16 protein-coding genes are annotated in these 20466 nt (G+C 62.2%); 6 read left to right on the top strand and 10 right to left on the bottom strand.

The annotated features are described in order from the left end of the window. Nucleotides 1-7 precede the first annotated feature (7 nt). The 3 genes from OX459_RS15035 to OX459_RS15045 form a co-directional block, all read right to left on the bottom strand. On the bottom strand, nt 8-1663 hold the full coding sequence (locus OX459_RS15035) for a PAS domain-containing methyl-accepting chemotaxis protein (RefSeq protein ID WP_099665611.1): 1656 nt from the start codon (nt 1661-1663) through the stop codon (nt 8-10). 438 nt (nt 1664-2101) lie between these two features. Next, nucleotides 2102-4258, bottom strand: a complete 2157-nt coding sequence (locus OX459_RS15040) for a DEAD/DEAH box helicase (protein ID WP_251349280.1) — start codon at nt 4256-4258, stop codon at nt 2102-2104. Nucleotides 4259-4530: 272 nt separating this feature from the next. Then, a complete protein-coding gene (locus OX459_RS15045; protein WP_099665613.1) occupies nt 4531-5376 on the bottom strand; it encodes an alpha/beta hydrolase in 846 nt (281 codons plus the stop codon). Nucleotides 5377-5511: 135 nt separating this feature from the next. Between OX459_RS15045 and OX459_RS15050 the strand changes: the two genes are divergently transcribed. Continuing rightward, entirely contained in the window at nt 5512-7128 is a 1617-nt protein-coding gene (locus OX459_RS15050) for a M28 family peptidase (RefSeq protein ID WP_289905648.1), read from the top strand. A 139-nt stretch (nt 7129-7267) separates the two neighbouring features. On the opposite strand, the gene OX459_RS15055 is transcribed toward OX459_RS15050, so the two are convergent. From OX459_RS15055 to OX459_RS15065, 3 genes are all read right to left on the bottom strand, one after another. Beyond that, nucleotides 7268-7684, bottom strand: a complete 417-nt coding sequence (locus OX459_RS15055; RefSeq protein WP_289905649.1) for an SRPBCC family protein — start codon at nt 7682-7684, stop codon at nt 7268-7270. A gap of 140 nt (nt 7685-7824) precedes the next feature. Next, nucleotides 7825-8523, bottom strand: a complete 699-nt coding sequence (locus OX459_RS15060) for a dienelactone hydrolase family protein (protein WP_289905650.1) — start codon at nt 8521-8523, stop codon at nt 7825-7827. An 88-nt stretch (nt 8524-8611) separates the two neighbouring features. Then, complete coding sequence (locus OX459_RS15065; protein WP_289905651.1) at nt 8612-11563, bottom strand: DUF6701 domain-containing protein; 2952 nt, start codon at nt 11561-11563, stop codon at nt 8612-8614. A 115-nt stretch (nt 11564-11678) separates the two neighbouring features. Between OX459_RS15065 and OX459_RS15070 the strand changes: the two genes are divergently transcribed. Then, nucleotides 11679-12683 carry a helix-turn-helix domain-containing protein gene (locus OX459_RS15070; protein WP_077399151.1) on the top strand — a complete coding sequence of 335 codons (1005 nt, stop codon included), beginning with the start codon at nt 11679-11681 and terminating at the stop codon, nt 12681-12683. 12 nt (nt 12684-12695) lie between these two features. Here OX459_RS15070 and OX459_RS15075 read toward each other — a convergent pair whose 3' ends face one another. Together OX459_RS15075 and OX459_RS15080 are read right to left on the bottom strand one after the other, a co-directional pair. After that, nucleotides 12696-12929, bottom strand: a complete 234-nt coding sequence (locus OX459_RS15075; protein ID WP_034784311.1) for a hypothetical protein — start codon at nt 12927-12929, stop codon at nt 12696-12698. Between the two features lie 118 nt (nt 12930-13047). Next, nucleotides 13048-14154 carry an S-(hydroxymethyl)glutathione dehydrogenase/class III alcohol dehydrogenase gene (locus tag OX459_RS15080; RefSeq protein ID WP_289905652.1) on the bottom strand — a complete coding sequence of 369 codons (1107 nt, stop codon included), beginning with the start codon at nt 14152-14154 and terminating at the stop codon, nt 13048-13050. Nucleotides 14155-14370: 216 nt separating this feature from the next. Between OX459_RS15080 and OX459_RS15085 the strand changes: the two genes are divergently transcribed. From OX459_RS15085 to OX459_RS15095, 3 genes are all read left to right on the top strand, one after another. Continuing rightward, the gene (locus tag OX459_RS15085; protein ID WP_289905653.1) at nt 14371-15819 is read left to right on the top strand and encodes a PQQ-dependent sugar dehydrogenase; all 1449 of its coding nucleotides are present in this window, start codon (nt 14371-14373) and stop codon (nt 15817-15819) included. Nucleotides 15820-15949: 130 nt separating this feature from the next. Next, nucleotides 15950-16393 carry a thioesterase family protein gene (locus OX459_RS15090; RefSeq protein ID WP_077399141.1) on the top strand — a complete coding sequence of 148 codons (444 nt, stop codon included), beginning with the start codon at nt 15950-15952 and terminating at the stop codon, nt 16391-16393. A gap of 41 nt (nt 16394-16434) precedes the next feature. Continuing rightward, nucleotides 16435-17235: a transporter substrate-binding domain-containing protein gene (locus OX459_RS15095; RefSeq protein WP_289905654.1), complete on the top strand. Its 801-nt coding sequence runs from the start codon at nt 16435-16437 to the stop codon at nt 17233-17235. Here OX459_RS15095 and OX459_RS15100 read toward each other — a convergent pair. Together OX459_RS15100 and OX459_RS15105 are read right to left on the bottom strand one after the other, a co-directional pair. Next, on the bottom strand, nt 17223-17765 hold the full coding sequence (locus OX459_RS15100; protein ID WP_289905655.1) for a DUF3016 domain-containing protein: 543 nt from the start codon (nt 17763-17765) through the stop codon (nt 17223-17225). The two genes, OX459_RS15095 and OX459_RS15100, sit on opposite strands and share 13 nt — an antisense overlap. Nucleotides 17766-17910: 145 nt before the next feature. Continuing rightward, the gene (locus OX459_RS15105; protein ID WP_289905656.1) at nt 17911-18414 is read right to left on the bottom strand and encodes a DUF3016 domain-containing protein; all 504 of its coding nucleotides are present in this window, start codon (nt 18412-18414) and stop codon (nt 17911-17913) included. A gap of 435 nt (nt 18415-18849) precedes the next feature. On the opposite strand from OX459_RS15105, the gene OX459_RS15110 reads away from it, so the two are divergent. Further along, nucleotides 18850-20355, top strand: a complete 1506-nt coding sequence (locus OX459_RS15110) for a DUF3369 domain-containing protein (protein ID WP_289905657.1) — start codon at nt 18850-18852, stop codon at nt 20353-20355. The last annotated feature ends 111 nt before the right edge of the window (nt 20356-20466 follow it).

Consider the following 20466-nt stretch of genomic DNA (forward strand, 5'->3'; position numbering starts at 1 on the left):
GGCATGCTTATCGTGCCTTCAGCAAGGCCCGCGACGCGACGCCCGCGCCCACGCTGCGGCCCACGCCGGCAACCTTGCGCTTGGGCGACGCCTTCAATTTGAAGATGCCGATCGACTGGGCCACGCTGTCGGTGCGCTGCGCCAGGTTGGTGGCGGCCGCGGCCGCCTGCTCCACCAGCGCCGCATTCTGCTGCGTGATGCCATCCATGTGGATGACGGCCTGGTTGACTTGCCCGATGCCCTGGTTCTGCTCGCGCGTGGTCGAGGAAATCTCGTCCATCACTTCCGTCACGCGGGCTACCGAGGCGATCACTTCCGCCATGGTGGCACCCGCGTTGCTGGTCAGCACGCTGCCCGCGTTCACGGTGGCGATCGAATGGTCGATCAGGTTTTTCACTTCTTTCGCAGCCGTTGCCGAGCGCTGCGCCAGGCTGCGCACTTCGCCGGCCACGACGGCAAAGCCGCGGCCATGCTCGCCCGCGCGGGCCGCTTCCACGGCCGCGTTCAAGGCGAGGATATTCGTCTGGAAGGCGATGCCGTCGATCAAGCCGATAATGTCGAGAATCTTGCGCGACGACGAGCTGATCTCATCCATCGTGGTGACCACTTCGCTGACGATGGTGCCGCCCTTGGCCGCCACGGTGGACGCCTGCGCCGCCAGGTCGTTGGCCGTGGCCACATGGTCGGCGCTGTTCTGCACGGTCGACGTCAGTTCTTCCATGCTGGCCGCCGTCTGCTCCAGGCTGGACGCCTGCGATTCCGTGCGGCTGGACAGGTCCATATTGCCCGTGGCAATTTCCGCCGTGGTGATGCGGATATCCTCGAAGTTGGCGCGCACGTCGCCGATGATGCTGTGCAAGTTGATGTTGGTCTGGCGCAAGGCCGCCATCAATTGACCCATGTCATCGTCGCGCACCTTGTCGATGACGCCCGTCAAGTCGCCGCCGGCCATCTTGCGCGCCACCGTGATGGCGTCGCCCAGCGGGGCGACGAGGGAATTGTGCAGGTGGGCCCAGAAATACAGCATCAGCGCCACGGCTGCGGCGGCGGCACCGCTGAGCCAGCTGCGCGTGGCCGTGCTCGTGTCGCCGTCGATATTCCACACGGCGCAACCGAGGATGGCCAGCACCACGCCGAAGACGATGCAATGCAGGGCCAGGTCTTGCGACAGGCTCAGCTTGCGCCACTCGGCCAGCTTGGCGGCCCAGCCCTGGCGCACGACACGGCCATTGCGGATCGCCAGGTTGGCGGAATTGCCGTCTTTGAAACTTTTATACAGGGCTGCCGCTTCGTTGATCTGCTCGCGCGTGGGCTTGGTGCGCACGGACATATAGCCGATCGGGCGGCCGCTTTCGATGACGGGCGTGATATTGGCGAAGACCCAATAGAAATCGCCGTTCTTGCAGCGGTTCTTGACCATGCCGGTCCAGGGCATGCCCGTCTTGATGGTGTCCCACAGGTCGGCAAACGCTTCGGCCGGCATATCGGGATGGCGCAGGATATTCTGTGGCGCACCCAGCAGTTCCATTTCTGAAAAACCGCTGACTTCAATGAAATACTGATTGGCGTAATTGATGTTTCCCTGTAAATCCGTGGTGGAAACAATCGTCATGCCTTCATTTAATACGTATTCATTTTGCGTGATAGGCGTATTGACCCGCATCGTCGCTCCTCTATTTTTTTTCAACTAGCATAACAAAAACATAAAAACAATATACCACATCAAGCACCCATGATATATCGCCTCGGCGACAGTGACGCCAGTCAAACAATTTAATAAAAGTCAATTCATTTATGTTTTAGGATTTACTTTGATTCAACTTGATTGATTTTATTGAAATGCAAAATTTAAATTGCGTGCATATACAATAATTAATAAAAAATTATGTATCGATGCAGCAGGCAATAAATATGGCGTTTGCACCGATAAAAATATGCAAAGGAGCCGTGGCCATTGCCGGCAGATGGCGATACCTGCCGCCAACCATAACGCGGCAACCATGTTTATTTCTTGAGGGAAAATAAAAACTGGCGCGAATGCGCCAGTGGGGGATGTGTCTCCAATCCGCGACACAGGCGCCGGAGCGCCCGTGGGGATGGCTTACTTGTACGTTTTACGGGGTGGCGACTTCGGACGCGGCGGCGCAGGCTTGCGCTCCGTCGTGCCATCGTCCAGGCTGATGCGCAGTTTCTGCCCCGAAACGACGACCGATTTCAGGTGGTCGAGGATTTCCGGCGGCATGCCTTCCGGCAAGTCCAGCACGCTGTAGTTGTCAAAGATATCGATGCGGCCGATATGCTTGGCTTCCAGGTTCGCTTCGTTGGCGATGGCGCCGACGATGTTGCTTGGCGTTACGGCGTGCTCACGGCCCACTTCGATGCGGTAGGCCGTCACGCCCGGGCGTGGACGTTCCTTCTTCGGCGCGCGCGGGGCAACTTCGCCCGCGTCCGCCGGTGCATCCTTGAACGCTGGCGCGGACTTGGCGGCGAACGGCTTGCGCGGCGCGGCTGGCGGCGCCAGATCCGGTGCGTCGCCGTCGCGGCTGATGCGCAGCTGCTGGCCCGCCACCCACACGGTTTTCAGCTGGTCCAGCAATTCTTTCGGCATGCTGTCTGGCAAGTCCAGGACGCTGTAGTCGTCATAGATTTCGATGCGGCCGATGTTTTTCGAATCGATGCCCGCTTCGTTGGCGATGGCGCCCACGATATTGCCCGGTTTCACGCCATGCTGATGACCTACCTCAATGCGGAAGGTTTGCATGCCGGCGTCGGCTGGACGCTGGATGCGTTCCTTTTTCGGGAAGGCCGGGCGCTCGCTGCGCTCGTTGCGGTCGAAGCGGTCATTGCGTTCGAAACGGTCATTGCGTTCAGGGCGGTCAAAGCGGTCTTGACGCGCAGGACGGTCGTCTTGCCACGTGGCTTGCTCGCGCGCCTTGTTCTTGTCCAGCAACAAAGGCACATTGCCACGCGCCATCTTCGCCAGGGCGGCGGCGATTTCGATGGCGGGAATGTTTTGTTCGCGTTCGAAATCTTCGATCAGCGACTGGAACTGCTCCAGTTCGCCCAGGGCCAGGGTTTCGCTGATTTGTTCCTTGAACTTGGCGATACGCACGTCGTTGACGGCCTGGATCGTCGGCAGTTCCAGCATGCCGATCGGCTGGCGGGTCGAGCGTTCGATGGCTTTGAGCAAGTTCTTTTCACGCGGGGTGATGAACAAAATCGCTTCGCCGCTGCGGCCGGCGCGGCCCGTGCGGCCGATGCGGTGGGTATAGCTTTCCGGATCGTGCGGCACGTCGTAGTTGACGACGTGGCTGATGCGCTCGACGTCCAGGCCGCGGGCGGCCACGTCGGTGGCGACCAAAATGTCGATCTTGCCGTCTTTCAACTGCTGGATCGTGCGCTCGCGCTGCGCTTGCTGGATGTCGCCATTGATGGCGGCAGCCGAGAAGCCGCGGGCTTGCAGCTTGCCGGCCAGTTCTTCCGTGCCCAGCTTGGTGCGGGCAAAGATGATCATGCCGTCAAACGCTTCCGCTTCCAGGATGCGGGTCAGCGCGTCGAGCTTGTGCATGCCCGACACCAGCCAGTAGCGCTGGCGGATGTTGTCGGCCGTGCCCGTCTTGGCGGCAACCGTCACTTCGGCCGGATTCACCAGGTAGGTCGTGGCGATGCGCTTGATGACGGAAGGCATGGTGGCAGAGAACAGGGCCGTTTGATGGCCTTCCGGCGTTTCTTGCAAGATGCGTTCGACATCGTCGATAAAGCCCATGCGCAGCATTTCATCGGCTTCGTCGAGCACCAGGGTCTTCAGCTTGGACAGGTCGAGCGAACCCTTGTCCAGGTGATCGATGACGCGGCCAGGCGTGCCGACGACGACGTGCACGCCGCGGCGCAGGGCCGACAGTTGCGGGCCGTAGCTTTGGCCGCCATAGATCGGCAGCACGTGGAAGCCGGGGATGTGGGCGGCGTACACCTGGAACGCTTCGGCGACCTGGATGGCCAGTTCGCGCGTCGGTGCCAGGACCAGGGCTTGGGGTGAGCTTTGTTTCAGATCGATGCGCGACAGGATCGGCAAGGCGAAGGCGGCGGTCTTACCCGTGCCTGTTTGCGCCTGACCCAGCACGTCGCGGTTCGCGAGCAATAATGGAATCGTCGCCGCCTGGATAGGCGACGGTGTTTCGTAACCGACATCCTTGAGCGCGCGAATCAGCGGCTCGCTCAGGTTAAGGTCGGAAAATAAGGAAATTGGTGTATCAGACATGAAATCACTCACAAGTTCGCTCGAATCGCCCAATGCGAAAGAGTGTATCTGCTAGTTTACTCTTTACTGGACCTTACCGGGTGGCTGCATGCCGCAGAACGCCGTTTTTTGCGCCATATCTACGTAAAAAAGCCAGAAAAATCGGCGATCCGCACGCATTGGGCGCGTGATTTTGCCAACATTAAGCGATACACAACAATATGCCGGCTGCGCCTGTTCTGCGTGGCAACAGCTCCGGCGGGCACCGCGCCGCCACGGCGCCCGCCCCCGCTTCAGGTGCGCAAGAACTCCAGCAAGTCCTCGTTCAGCCTATCCTTGTGCGTCGTCGCCAGGCCGTGCGGCGCGCCCGCATACACGAGCAATTTGCTGCCGATGATGAGCTCGGCAGTGCGGCGCGCCGAGGCGGCGATCGGCACGATCTGGTCGTCGTCGCCATGGATCACCAGGGTCGGCACGTCGAATCTGGCCAGGTCGCCCGTGAAATCCGTTTCCGAAAACTGCTTGATGCACAGGTAGGCGGCCGGCATGCCCGCCTGCATGCCTTGCCGCCAGAAACTGTCGCGCACGCCCTGCGACGGCTTCGCGCCGGGCCGGTTGTAGCCATAGAAGGGTTCGCTCAAGTCGCGGAAAAACTGGCTGCGGTCGGCCTGCACGCCTGCGCGGATGGCGTCGAACGCGGACAGCGGCAAGCCCAGCGGATTATCGGCCGTTTGCAGCATCAGCGGCGGCACGGCGCCCACGAGCACGGCGCCGGCCAGACGCTGCGTGCCATGGCGGCCGATGTAGCGCGCCACTTCACCGCCGCCCGTCGAATGGCCGACGAGGGTGGCGCCCGTCAAGTCCAGCGCGGCGATCAGGGCGGCCAGGTCGTCGGCATAGGTATCCATGTCGTTGCCGCCGAACGGCTGGCTGGAACGGCCATGGCCGCGCCGGTCGTGCGCGATGACGCGGTAGCCGCGCGAGGCCAGATAGAACATCTGGTCTTCCCAGGCATCGGACGACAGGGGCCAGCCGTGGCTGAAGACGACGGGCGGGCCGCTGCCCCAGTCCTTGTAGTAGATCAAGGTGCCGTCGGCGGTACGCAGGGTATTGCTCGATTGCAAGTCAGGGCTAGTCATGGAACGCTCCTTGTCGGTGGACCAGCGGCCATTGTGGCCCCAATCGGCTGGCGCGCGCCGCGCGCTACGCCAGAGCATTGCGGTAGAGTAAGATTACCGCTGCTTTGCTTTCCCGTATTCACTTTTGGAGTTGTCATGCGTTTTCCCTTCGTCCTCGCCGCCAGCCTGTTCAGCACGGCTACCCTCGCCCAACCGCTCGTTGCCGAGGCGCCCCTGCGCGCCCACCTGTCCTTCCTGGCCGACGACTTGCTGGAAGGACGCGGCACGGGCCAGCGCGGCGGCGACCTGGCCGTGCGCTACCTGGAAACGCAGGCGGCCGTGGCCGGCTTGCAGCCGTTGCCGGACGGCACGTATCGCCAGGCGCTGACCATCGTCGGCAGCAAGGCATTGCCATCGAGCACAGTGACCTTCAGCGCGGGCGGCAAGACCTTGTCTCCCGCCTTCGGCCAGGACATCGTCTTTGGCGCGGCGAATGGCCAGCAGAAAGTGGCGTTCGACGCGCCCGTCGTGTTCGCCGGCTACGGCATCCGCGCCCCCGAAGAGCAGTGGGACGACTTCAAGGGTGCTGATTTAAAAGGAAAAATGGTCATCCTGATGGTCAACGACCCGCAGCCGACCGTTGCCGAACCGAACCGCTTTGCCGGCAAGTCGCTGACTTGGTACGGCCGCTGGGTCTACAAGTACGAGGAAGCGCTGCGCCAGGGCGCGGCCGGCGTGCTGCTGATCCACACGACGGCGTCCGCGTCGTATCCGTGGTCGGTGCCGGCCAACGGTTTCGGCCATGAACGCTTCAACCTGGCCGGCGCGGGCAATGCGATGGAAGGCTGGCTGCAGGAAGACATGGCGCGCGCCCTGTTCCAGGCGGGCGGACAGGACCTGGACGCCTTGCGCGCGCAGGCGGAAACGCGCGAGTTCCGTCCCGTGGCCTTGAACGCCACGGTCAAGGTGGTCTTGAACAGCCAGATCCGCAGCATCGAGCAATTCAACGTGGCCGGCATCGTGCCGGGCACGGATCCGAAACTCAAGCACGAAGCCGTGATTTACTCGGCCCACTGGGACCACCTGGGCAAGGATGACGAAGGCAACAGCCGCAGCGGCCAGAGCGACCACATCTACAACGGCGCCATCGACAATGCCTCGGGCGCGGCGGCCCTGCTGGCCATGGCGCAAGTTGCGGTAAAACAACCTGCACGGCGCACGCAGATCTTCCTGTGGCCAGCCGGCGAGGAAACGGGCATGTTGGGCAGCACGGCCTACACGCGCAAGCCCCTGTGGCCGCTGGCGAAAACGGCCGCCGACCTGAACCTCGACAGCATGAATTTCGTCGGCAAGACGCACGACATCGGCGTGGCCGGCGCCGAGCGCAGCAGCCTGTACGCGAGCGCCGCCAAGGTGGCCAAGCGCATGGGCCTGCGCCTGGCGCCCACCATTCCCGACCTGTCCGGCGCGTTTTACCGGGCCGACCATTTTGCGTTTGCCAAGGCTGGCGTGCCCGCCTTCAACGTGGGCTCGGCCGTGTTTTCCGGCGACGGCTCGTTCGACTTCGTCAAGGAGCCGAAAGCGTCCGGCGAGCGCCTGGTGGCGTTCAAGAAGGATTACCACCAGGTAACGGATGAATACCACCCGTCTTGGGATTTATCGGGCATGGTGCAGCAGGCGCAATTCACCTTGAACCTCGGCTATGAAGTGGCGAACGACAAGAATTTGCCTACATGGAACAAAGGCGAAGCGTTTGGCAAGGTGAAACGCTAGGCACCATGCAAAACACCGGCCTGCGCCGGTGTTTTTTAAGAGTGCTGGACAAAATGTTCAGGGCTAGGCGTGTTGCCGAAGACAGTACGAATGTACGGCGAGGCAACGCAACAACGCCATGGACTTTTTGTCAGGCGCTCTAAATCGCCATGATGCGTTTCAGGTCGACGAAGGCCGTTTCATACAGGTGCTGGAAGGCACCGATCATGACTTCTTCCACACCTTCGGCCGCATCGAACTCGCTAGCCCATTCCGCCACGCAGGAAGCGCCGCCCGGCTCGCCCGTGACGCGCAGGGTGGAGCGGTAGTTCTTGACGGGGATCGGCCCCGAGACGATGGTGTAGCTGTAGCTCTTGTCCGCCTCGCTGTAGCTTTGCAGGCGTTCGGCGATGATGGCGCCGTCCGTGGTTTTCAGGCGGCGCACGCGGCCGCCGTGTTCGGACAGGCTGGTCTTGATCGAGCTCGACCATTCAGCCAGCGACTGGAAGCCGCCGATAAAATCCCACACGCGTTCGGCGCTTGCCGCCAATGTTACAGAAACAATTACTTGGGCCATCTTTAATTCGGTTCCTCATCCAGGTTTGCCGGGCGCCGCGCCCAGCCGGCCGGAGTTGCCCGGCACAGCCGCTATTTTAGCGCCCACGCGGCTTTGCTGCTGAGCGGGCATCCTCGGCCATCCTGATTTCGGTCCCCGTCTTACAGATTTTCCGCCAAGAAAATCAGGGAATTGCCGTGCGCGTGGGCGGCGGCGCGCTGCTGGTAGCTGTCGCGGTGGGTGCAATTAAAACCGTGCTCGGCGCCCGGGTAGATGTGGATTTCCACGTCTTGCCGGTCTTCGAAGCGTTCGGCGATCTTTTGCACGGCTTCCGGCGGAATGTGGCTGTCCTGGCCGCCGAAATGCATGAGCAGCGGCACCTGGATGCGGTCGGCCAGGTCCAGCTTGTTCTGGATGCCGCCGCCGTAATAGGCGATGGCCGCGTCGACCAGGCCAGCCGCGGCCGTCTGGAACGACAAGCGGCCGCCGAAGCAGTAGCCGACGGAGGCCAGCTTGCCCGTCACTTCCGGACGCGCGCGCAGGACGGCGATGGTGGCCTTGATATCGGCGTCGGCGTGGGCATTGTCGGTAGCTTGCATGAGTTCGACGGCGCGCTTCCAGCCGTCCGCGTCATAGCCCAGTTCGATGTGCGCACCGGCGCGCCAGAACAGGTCGGGCACCAGCACCACGTAGCCATCGGCCGCGTACTGGTCGGCCACGGCGCGGATGTGCTCGTTGACGCCGAAAATTTCCTGCAACAGGATGATGGCGGGGCCCTTGCCCACGTGCGGCACGGCCAGGTAAGCCTGAAAGCTGCCGTCCGGGCCGGCGATATCGATCCACTGCGATGTTGTGCTCATAGAAACTCCAGTCTGAGGTTGGGGGGAATGCCACAGCCAGGCATGTTACTGGTTTTTCCCTCTTTCTGCGCCCACCCTTTGTCCTGGCTCAATACATCTCGCGCAGGTAAATCACCGGGCCCGACTTGAAGACGCCAAAGACGACTGTGCCCACGGTGCTGGGCAAGTACGCGATGCCGGGCACGGACACATCGACGCTGCCGGTCTTGCCGGCGCCGGGCGCCGCCACAATCAAGCGTCTATTCGACGGCAAGATGCCCTTGTCGAACGTATAAGTAATAGTCGTGCCAGCGGGAAATGCAAAGTCCTTGCACGCCAATGTTTTCTTACAATTGGCAAACACCACCTGCGCGCTGCCGAAGGCGCTGATGCTGTCCAGCAGACTGGTGACCCAGGTCTTGCCGTCCCAGTACTGCGCCTGCACGGCCAGGCGCACGGGATAGCGCTCGGAACCGTAGTCATGCGGCACCATCAGGCGGCCCGTGAACACGGTCAGCTGCGCTTCCTTGCCATCGGCCGGCGCCGAGCTCACATTGCCAGCCGCCGGATAGGCATACGTCGCGCGCAGCAGCAGCCCCGTCGGCGATGCCAGCGCTGTCGGGTCCTTGGGCACGGCATAGGCGGCGGGGAAACTGTAGGCGATGGCGCGCGTGGCAACGCCATTGGTAAAACTGGTGACGGGTACGCCCGTCACGGCCGCAGGTACTGTTGCCCCATCCGTCAGCGTGCTGCCCGATGGCGCCGTGGGCGGATATTTGTTGTTCCCCGTGGCCGCGTCATACGGGGCCAGCGGCACCTGCGTTTTATTGATGTCGGCATTCCTGGCGTCGAAGTTCTTCGTCTCGTTACCGGCGGCCGTCTGGGCGCGGATGGTCAGGTCGAAGGGCTGGCGCGAATACACGGCGCGGTTGCCGGCGCACACGAGCGGCGTGCTGCACGGGAAAGGAAACTCCGTCTTCGCCCCCCCCGGGAGGTCCACTTGCTTGACGACCAATTCCGTTACAAAGTGGTGCGGATAAAAGAGCACGGTATCGCTCGTCCCCGGCGACGTCAGGCTGCTGCCCAGATAACCGTTTTGCAGCGCGGCCGTGAAATTGATCTTGCCCACTTCTGGCCAGACCAGCGGCGGCGCCGCGATGATGCCCCCTTTCGTCACGAAATCGAGATCGCCGCTGACCTGCGGATTGAATACGCCTGTGTAGAGCGGCGCCTGCAGATTACGGTCGAGCACGACTGTTTGCACGGCAACACCGCTTTCGTTGCCGAAATTCTTCGTCACGGCATCGAGCGCGTTGACGGCCGATAACGTGATGGTCGTCCCCGCCACGAGGGGCGCTGCCGCCAGGCCCGCGCGCTGAATCGGCGCCAGCTTCGTGAACAGAAATTTCTTCGGCGCCACGACGACCGTACCGTTGCCTTTCATGTCCAAACCTTTGTCGCTGCCGCTGTCCGGTTTGTAGGCAGCCGTCAGGATCAGCGCTCCCGCATCGGCATACAGCATGTTCGGCTTGGCCACGCCGTCGGCGCCAAACGTCACATTCACCTTGGTGCTCGCCACGGCGCAGCTGCTCTGGTCGCTGCCAGCCAGGGCGACATAGCTATTTTGGACGCTGTCAAAGATGCGCGCAGGCAATGTTCCCTTGTCCGGATTGCTGTACCCGCAAGTCAGGTTCAATTGCTTGGTCTGGCTGGCAAACATGGGCACGCACACGTCCCTGTTGCCGGACGAGGTCTGCAATGCGCTGATTTCCAGTACGGCCACGTCCTCCGCGTAGCGCGGAACGCCGCTTACCTGGAAGCCGCTGGAAAGAAAGCTGATCTGGCAATTGCTCGTATTGCCGCCGCTCTTGCACACCAGCGCGCCCGTCGTGGCGGGCGTGCTGACCAGGCTCAGGGTGGCGATGCCCACCGTGGTCTGGCGCACCGTGACATTGGGATTGACGCCGCTGGTATCGATCTGCGTCGGCACGCCGCCCGGGCTGACGGTGACGCTGGGGCTGGGACTACCCTTGTACACCGCGCTGCAGTTGGCATCGGCACAGGCAGTCACCGTCACCGTGGGTACCTGGCAAGTGAGCGCCGTCAGCGGGTGCTCGATCTGGAAATGGTGCAGTCCGGTCGGCGTGCCGGGCCCGCACTTCGGCCCCATCGGTTCATTGAAGGCCCAGCCGCTGTTGTTCGTCACGCAACTGCACGGGTTCGATGGCGTATACGCCTTGCAAGTAATGGTTTGCTGCACCCGGCCCTGCCAGCCCAGAGTGATGTGGTCGACCTTAGCGTTGCCCGTGATATAGGCGTTGGACGAGTCGAGGGTCACCTCGCCAGCGTCCACATTGCCCTTGATGCCATTGCCGGAGGCGATCGTCAAAGAATTGCTCGCGTCCACGTCGCCCGTGACGAGCAGGCCCGAGGCCTTCAAGTCGATGGTCGGCGATTTCAGGTTGCCCGTCACCTGGCTGCCGGAACCGATGGTCAGCGACGTGGTCGCCGTGATATCGCCCTGGATGCGGGTACTGGCGGGCAGGATGTTGACGACGGTGCCGCTGATGGCCCCGTTGATGACGGAACCCGAGGCAATTTCCACCGGGCCCTTGGCGCTGATCTTGCCCGTCACCTTGACGTTGTTCGAGCCCATCTTGATGGTCGTGGCCGAAATATTGGCCGTGACGGTCTGTTCCTGCGCGCCCATGAGGAAAGTGCCGCCTTCGGCTGTCAGGTTGCCCCCCGTCACTTTCAGGTTCGGCGGATTGATATCCTTGATATCCAGGTTGCCCTTGACCGTCAGCGTGGCGTCGCCGCTCATCGTCAAGCCCTGGTTATAACTCATCGCCAGGGAACTGTTGACCGTCACGGCATACGCGCTGCCGATGACGATGACGTCGGTAGAGCTCAGCGCCAGCGAGGCGCAAGTATATTGGGTGCTGGACGCCGGCAGGGTGCAGCCGCTGACGGCGCCGCCATTGAAGTTGAGCGTGGCCGCGTGGGCAAGGGTTGAGCCCAGCAGCAATGTCAGGGCGGCAAAAATGTGGAGTAAGCGCACGATATCGAGGAATCCGGTGGGTGGGGAGCCAGCGGGCGCGCGGATTATTTCATGCTAACCTACGCCATCGCTGTTGTTGCATTATGGCAGTATTTATCCCCCTCGCGCATATCGCATGATCAAGCAAAGCCCCAAAGAATTCCCCCTGCGCACCGTCGACATCATCGTCTATCCCGGCTTCAAGGCGCTCGAAGCCATCGGCGCCATGAAAGTGTTTGACTACGCCAACACCCATTTGCGCCTGCGCAATCTGCCCGGCGGCTACGACGTGCGCATCGCCTCGACAGCCATCGGCCCGGTCGAGTCGGACACCCTGATGTCGCTGCACGCCAGCAAGGCGCTCGATGTGAACCGCCTGCCCGACCTGGCCGTCATCGTCGGCTGCCACCACGTCGAGCAAGTCTTGCAGGACATTCCCGCCCTCGCCGCCTGGGTGGCCGAGGCGGCGCCGCGCATCGATACCCTGGCGGCCCTGTGCACGGGCTGCTTCTTCCTGGCCGAGGCCGGAGTGCTCGACGGCAAGAGCGCCGCCACGCACTGGAGCGCCGTGGACAGCCTGCGCCAGCGCTATCCATTGATACAGGTCAATGCCGATGCGATTTTCGTGCGGGAAGGGAAATTCTGGACGTCGGCCGGCGTGACGGCCGGCATCGACCTGGCGCTGGCCCTGGTGGAAGACGATTTCAGCCGCGATATCGCGCTGGAAGTGGCGCGCGACCTGGTCGTGTATCTGAAGCGGCCCGGCGGCCAGTCGCAGTTTTCCGTGCACCTGTCGAGCCAGATGACGACGCACCCGACCATCCGCCAGTTGCAGGGCTGGATCATGGAACATCTTGCCGAAGAGCTTACCGTGCCGCTGCTGGCGGCCAGGCTGGCCATGAGCGAGCGCAATTTCACGCGCGTGTTCCAGCGCGAAACGGGCACCAGTCCCACGGAATTCATCGACACGGCCCGCTTTGAAGTGGCGCGTCGCTTGCTGGAAGACAATGTGTCTTCCTTAAAACAGGTGGCCGTACAGGCGGGCTTGCACAGCGAAGACAGGCTGCGCCGCCTGTTTCAAAAGAAACTCGCCATCACGCCGCGCGATTACCGCGAGCGCTTTTCCAGCACGGCGCGCTAGGCGCAGCGGGTATCAGCGCGGCTTGCCGTGACGCACGTGGCGCGTGGCCAGTTGGCGGCTCTGCCGCGCCAGCGGCGTAAACAGGAGTGCGCACAGCAGATACGTGGCCAGCAGCGCCAGCCAGATGGCGGGCGTGGCGAGGCTGGCGGCATTGCTCCACCACAAGGCTAGCAGGGAAGACAGGGCCGCGCCGAGGAAGACGGGCAGCATGCGGCGCAAGGTCGCGAGGTAGGCAGTGGCAAACATGGACGGCTCCCGAAGCAAGGCGGTGATGTCTTCACACTAGCAGGGGCAGGCGGCGAAGTACAGCGCGCCGCCCTGCCCCGTCCGTCAAGTGTTGCGCAATGAGTACAGTCAGATAAAATTAATACAGCACGACGGAGCGGATCGATTCACCGCTCTTCATCAAGTCGAAACCTTGATTGATATCATCGAGCTTCAGCCTGTGTGTGATCAAATCATCGATATTGAGCTTGCCTTCCATATACCAGTCGACGATCTTCGGCACGTCCGTGCGGCCCCGCGCGCCGCCGAAGGCCGAACCGCGCCATTCGCGTCCCGTCACCAGCTGGAATGGACGCGTGGAAATTTCCTGGCCCGCCGCCGCCACGCCGATGATGAACGATTTGCCCCAGCCCTTGTGCGTGCACTCGAGCGCCTGGCGCATCAGGGTGGTGTTGCCGACGCACTCGAACGAATAATCGGCGCCGCCGTCCGTCAGTTGCACGATGGCGTCGACGACGTTCTCCACCTCGTTCGGGTTGATGAAATGCGTCATGCCGAACTTGCGCGCGATGGCCTGGCGCGCCGGATTGATGTCGATGCCGATGATTTTATCGGCACCCACCATCTTCGCCGCCTGGATCACGTTCAGGCCGATGCCGCCCAGGCCGAACACGGCCACGTTGGCGCCCGCCTCGACCTTGGCCGAGAACAGCACGGCGCCCACGCCCGTCGTCACGCCGCAGCCGATGTAGCACACCTTGTCGAACGGCGCGTCGGAGCGGATCTTCGCCAGCGCGATTTCCGGCACGACGATGTAATTGGAAAAGGTGGACGTGCCCATGTAGTGAAACAGCGGCTGGCCATTCAGCGAAAAGCGGCTGGTGGCGTCCGGCATCAGGCCGCGGCCCTGGGTCGAGCGGATGGCCTGGCACAGATTGGTCTTTTGCGACAGGCAGAATTTGCACTGTCGGCATTCCGGCGTGTACAGGGGAATGACGTGGTCATCCTTTTTCAGGGTCGTCACGCCCGGGCCCACGTCGACGACGACGCCGGCGCCTTCATGGCCGAGGATGGCAGGGAAGATGCCTTCCGGGTCGGCGCCGGACAGGGTGTAGTAATCGGTATGGCAGATGCCCGTGGCTTTCAGCTCGACCAGCACTTCGCCGGCGCGCGGGCCGGCCAGGTCGACTTCTTCGATGGTCAGCGGGGCGCCCGCTTTCCAGGCAATCGCGGCTTTGGTTTTCATGTGTGTCATTCCTGCTCGGTTTCAGATGCGCCATTATCGGGCGCCGGCGGGCGCCGTGGAGCAAGTGCCGACGCGCTTGTCTGAAAACGCGGCGCATTTGTCCGATGCCACCGTACGTTTGCGCCAGCTCAAACTTCCCGCCGCAAAGACGCGCATTCTTGGCACAAGCCCATCCCCTCTTGAGCAGCCATTGCGTCGTTCCCGCAGGAGACTGACATGCGCCATTTCCTTTCCCGCTTGCCGCTGCCCTGGCTGGCCCTGCTGCTGGCATGCTGCCTGGCACTGCTGGCCGCCTGTGGCGGCGGCCATCACCACCCTGCGCCGGGCGCCACCACGGGGAACCTGACGGTCACCATCGGCGGCTTGCCGGCCGGCGTGGCGGGCGCCGTCACGGTCACGGGGCCTGCGTCGTACAGCAAGACGCTGACGGCCAGCACCACGCTCACCGGCCTGGCGCCCGGCGCCTACGCGGTTGGCGCCGCCAGCGTGACGCAAGGCACGGGGACGCTGTCGCCCACGCCCGTCACGCAACAGGTGCAAGTCACTGCGGGGGCGATGGCCAGCGCCAGCGTCACGTATGCGGCCGGCGCACCACTGGCCCTGCGCCTGCAGGAAGTGGCCAGCGGACTGGATGCCCCCCTCTTCCTCACGGCGCCGCCCGGCGACAGCCGTTTGTTCATTATCGAACGGGCCGGCCGCATCCGCGTGGTGCAGAACGGCAGCCTGCTGGCCACGCCCTTCCTCGACATCGGTACGCTCACCACCACCAGCGGCGAACGGGGCTTGCTGTCGCTGGCCTTTCATCCGCAATACGCCAGCAATGGCTATTTCTTCATCTATTACACCAACCTGGCCGGCGACATCGTCATCGAGCGGCGGCAAGTGTCAGCGGGCAACGCCAACGTGGCCGATCCCCTGTCCGCGCTGGCCATCCTCACGATTGCCCACCCCACCTTCAGCAACCATAATGGCGGCTTGCTCAGCTTTGGCCTGGACGGCTATCTGTATGCGGGCACGGGCGACGGCGGCAGCGGGGGCGATCCGCCCGGCAACGCGCAAAACACGCTTGTACTTCTGGGCAAGCTGCTGCGCCTGGACGTCAACGCCAGCAGCGTGGCCCAGCCGTACACCATTCCACCCGATAATCCCTTTGCCACGGCAGGCGGACGCCCTGAAATCTGGGCCTACGGCTTGCGCAATCCGTGGCGCTACGCCTTCGACGCGCCGGCCCAACTGCTGTATATCGCCGACGTGGGCCAGGCCAGCTGGGAAGAGGTCGACGTGCGGCCCGTGAGCCAGGCGGGCAACAACTATGGCTGGAACATCATGGAAGGCGCGCACTGCTACAACAGCGGCAGCTGCAGCCAGGCGGGCCTGGTCTTGCCCGCCATCGAATACGGCCACGATGCGGCCGGCGGCTGTTCGATCACGGGCGGCTATGTGTACCGGGGCGCAGCCCTGCCGGAACTGGCGGGGCAATACCTGTATTCCGACTACTGCAGCGGCTGGCTGAAAAGTTTCAGCTACAGCAATGGCACGGCCTCCGCCGTGACGGACTGGGGTATCGCGAACGTGGGCAACATCGTGTCGTTCGGCCAGGATGGTCAAAACGAGCTGTACATGCTGAGCGGCACGGGCAAGGTGTACCGGATCGTACGCAAATAAGCGTCCGTGAATAGTGCGCGCAAGCAGTCATGGCGGCGCACGCCTGGGGCGGCATTTTTCGACGGGGTGCGGGGAACCGGCTAGAATTGGCATTTTCGCCGCGCCCTGCGCACCAGCCCAAGAGAACACCATGGCCCGTTTGAAACTTGAATTTCCCGAAGACCAGTACTGCTATTCCTCGCAACTGACGGTACGCACGACGGACATCAACGCCGGCAACCATCTCGGCAACGATTCCATGATTTCCATGATTTCCGAGGCCCGCGCCCGCTTCCTGTTCGAATATGGCGTGCGCGACATCGAAGCGGACGGCACCGGCATCATCGTCACCGACCTGGCCACCACCTACCGCGCCGAAGCCCATGCGCGCGACCAGTTGCTGTTCGAAGTGGGCGTCATGGATTTCAACAAGTATGGCGGCGACATCACCTTCCGCATCACGCGTCCGCGCGACAGCACCCTGATCGCGATGGCCAAGTCCGGCTTTGTGTTTTTCAACTATAAGCTCAGCCAGGTCGTGCCCATGCCAGAAGATTTCGGCAGCAAGTTCCCACAGGTGAACTGGATCGATTGAGGCGCGGTACATTCCGGCCATCATCCTGTATGCTTGTCAGGATGATATGTAAAATTGACCTGCGCCGCGCCGGCGCCTGCCTGCTGGCCGCCGTCTGCGCGATGGCCGCACACGGCATCGGCCATGCCGCGCCGCAAACCGTCATCCTGTACGGCGACGACGACTATGCGCCGTACAGCTATGTGGAAAACGGCGTCTTCAAGGGCATGTATGTCGATATCCTGCGCCAGGCGGCCAGCACGATGCCCGGCTACCGGCTGGAACTGCAGCCGCGTCCCTGGAAGCGGGGCCTCGACGCGCTGGAAAAGGGCCAGGTTTTCGGCCTGTTTCCGCCCGGACGCAAGACGGAACGGCCCTACGTGCAGCCGTATTCGGCCATGCTGTACCGCGAATCGGTGGTGCTGTTTTGCCATGACGCCGTCATGCGCACGCCGCGCACGCGGTTTCCCGCCGACTTTGCCGGCCTGACCATCGGCGTCAATACGGGTTTTTTACTCTCGGAAAAACTGATGGCGCCGGCCCGCGAGGGACTGCTGCGCCTGGAAGCGGCCAAGGGCAATGAAGCCAATCTGAAAAAACTGGCCTTGCGGCGCATCGATTGCTACGCCAGCGACCGCGGCGCGGCACGCCACACGGCGCGCCGGCTGGGCGGCGAACTGGCCCGTTACGGCTTTGCCTTGCATGAAGTGCTGGAATTGTCGTCCGAAGCCACGTACATCGCCTACAGCGCGCGCAACACGCCGGTCTACAAGGCCGACTTCGTCTCGCAGATGAATGCCGCCCTGCTGGCCCTGCGCCAAAGCGGCCAGCTGGCGCGCATCGAAGCGGCTTATTTGCGCTGAACGTCGCGCGGCTGCAAGATCATGACGGGACGGCTGCGGCCCTGGGGCTGGACGCCGAAGGTATTCTTGAACCAATCGTCGATCATGCGCTTTTCATAGCGCAAGGCATCGTTGCTGGGATAACGATTGATATGCTGCAAATAGGACATGTCCGACAGGTAGGCATTGCCGCTGGCGATGACCTTGCCCTGCTGCTCGAGCGTATAGCGCAAGCGCAGCCGCGGCCAGTCCGCGCGGCCCGTCATCACGCGCACATCAAAGGCGCCGCGGCGCGCCGGGTCTTCGCGCCCCGCCAGGTCGACATCGGTGATCTCGATCCGGAGCTCCTGTCCATGCGGCAAGCCCTTGCCCAGCCAGCTAAAGTGATTGGCCAGGCCCTCCAGGACCTGCTCCCGGTCTCGCGAACTGAACGGTACATCGGAATAGTCGTCGGGCTTGTCGAACGTCACCTGGACGCCTGCCCAGGCGCTGCTGCCAGCAGCCAGCGCCAAGGCGGCTATCCATGCCTTCGCCATGCTGGAAATACGCATATGCATTCCTTTCAGAAAGTTCACGGGCAGGCAGCTGCCGCAATGCCGGCATCTGCCTGTTTCCCGTTTGACTATAGCCTGAAGTGAAAATTTCCGGAGCGCAATACGTTTCGTGCAGCGCAGGCCCGGCGCCCAGCCGCGCAGCCTACTTGCGGGCCTTGCGCTTGACCTTGATGCCAAAGGTATCGGCATACCATTCGTCGATCATCAGCTTTTCATAACGCAACTTTTCATTGCTGAAGTAAGGATTGATGCGGCTCAGGTAAGACATGTCGGACAGCGCGGCATCAGCGCTGCTGATGACCTTGCCATTCTGTTCCAGCACATAGTGCAGGCGCATGCGCGGCCAGTCGACCCGGCCATTCATGACGCGGATATCCTGGCCGGCACGCAGGTTGGGATTTTCACGTCCCGCCAGGTCCACGTCCGTCACGTCGATTTTCAAGGTCTGCCCGGGTGGCAGCAATGCGCCCAGCTTTTCGAAATGCCGGCTCAGTTCTTTCAACACCTCTTCCCGCTCGTGCGGGTCGAACGGTACATCCGTGAATTGATCCGGCTTGCTGAAATGCACTTCCGTTCCTGCCCAGGCCGCGCTGCTGGCCAGCAAGGCCAGACCGGCGATCAGGGCGCGCGTCGTTTGCTTTTGCATGATGTACCCTTTCAGGAAATGTGCGTGGCATGGCGCCACTTTCTTATGCTTGTTTAATATAACGCGCCACCTTCCATTCTGGCGCGTAATTCATACCTTGTTACTTTTCCGCTTTTCCGCCAGAACAGCAAGACGCCGTATTTTTTTACAGATTCATTGGCAATATTAACTAAAACAAAGTATTGTCTTGAAAATATAGTTGCCTAAGCGATAAAGTATAGATAGTGTCAGCAGCATGGATTTAAAGTGCCTTTTTGGCATGGATGTTGCATGATTTTAGTCAATTGTTCTTGCTTATTGTTAATACTTAGCTGTCAGTCTACAATCGACAAAATGCGCCCGAAAAACGCGCAACGCCAGTGGTGGCGCACAGCTTAGTCTGGCGCAGGCGTCTCAGCATTGCGTCAGTTATGCCTTTTAGCGGAACTCGTCCTTATGTCATTTTTGTCTTCAGCCTCGCCCAAGTTACCCCCCTGGAAAGTCCTGCTCGTCGACGATGAACCCGACATTCACGACATCACGGAACTGACGCTGAGCCGTTTCCGGCTGGAAGGCCGCGCGCTGAGCTTCGTGCATGCGTACAGCGGCGCCGAAGCCAAGCAGGTGCTGGCGCGCGAAGCAGGCATCGCGCTGGTGTTTCTCGACGTGGTGATGGAGCGCGAAGACAGCGGCCTGGAAGTGGCGCGCTGGATGCGCGAAGACCTGGGCAACCAGTTTACGCGCATCGTGCTGCGCACGGGACAGCCGGGACAGGCGCCGGAAGAACGGGTGATCGTCAACTACGACATCAACGACTACAAGGAAAAGACGGAACTGGACCGCACCAAGCTGTTCACCACCACCTTTGCCGCCCTGCGCGCCTACCGCGACATCATGAAGGTGGAAGAGGCGCGCCAGGCCCAGCTCCATTACCGCGAGGGACTCGAGCGCGTCATCGCCGCCTCGGCGCACATTTTCAAGCAGCGCAACCTGCGCGACTTCGCCAGCGGCCTGCTGCAGCAAGTCGTCGCCCTGCTGCGCCTGGAAACGAGCATGCTGCTGCGCCTGCGCGGCGCCAGCGCCATTTCGGGCGAACAAGATTATGAAATCCTCGCGCAGATCGGCGACACGGATGACGGCATCCTCAGCCCTTCCCTGCTGTCGCAGCTGGACGACGCCAAGAGCAACAAGATTTCGCGCCTGCACGGCGACACCTATGTCGGCTACTTCCCGAACAGCAGCGGCAAGGCGTCCTTGCTAGTCTTGAAAGGCGTGGAAGAAATCTCCGACCTCGATGCGCAATTGCTGGAAGTGTTCTGCTCGGGCGTGGCCATCGCCTTCGACAATATCCTGCTGACGCAGGAAATCACCGATACCCAGGCCGAGCTGATCCTGCGCCTGGGCGACGTCGTCGAATCGCGTTCGCACGAAGGGGGCAACCACGTGCGCCGCATGGCCGAAGTGTGCCAGCTGCTGGCGCAGGCGTCCGGCATGTCGGAAGAAGAAACCATGGTGCTGCGCCATGCGGCGCCCATGCATGACATCGGCAAGATTTCCACGCCCGACGCCGTGCTGCTCAAACCGGGCAAGCTCGACGCGGCCGAATGGGAAATCATGAAGCAGCATCCGACGGTGGGCATGTCCATCCTCGACGGCTCGCAGCGCCCGCTGCTGAAGGCCGCCGCCGTGATTGCCCACCAGCACCATGAAAAATACGACGGCAGCGGCTATCCGCAAGGCCTGGTCGGCGAGCACATCCACAAATACGCGCGCATCGCCGCCGTCGCCGACGTCTTCGACGCCCTCATGCACAAGCGCTGCTACAAGGACGCCTGGCCCCTGGAGCGCGTGGTCAGCTACCTGCGCGAAGTCAGCGGCAGCCACCTCGATCCGCAATATGTGGAATTGCTGATTGCAAATCTGGATGCGGCGCTTGCGTTGAATCAACGTTTTCCAGACTAGCAGACCGGATTACGCGGTTCGTCCAAGAGCCAAGTGCCCCCTGAGCAATACGCACGCCGGCAAAACACGCTTCAGCCCAGGTCTCCAAGACGGGCATTCCGGGCCAAGCGG

Origin of the sequence: Janthinobacterium sp. SUN026, assembly GCF_030397625.1 — a bacterium.
In the GTDB taxonomy this organism is placed as follows: Bacteria; Pseudomonadota; Gammaproteobacteria; order Burkholderiales; family Burkholderiaceae_D; genus Janthinobacterium; species Janthinobacterium kumbetense.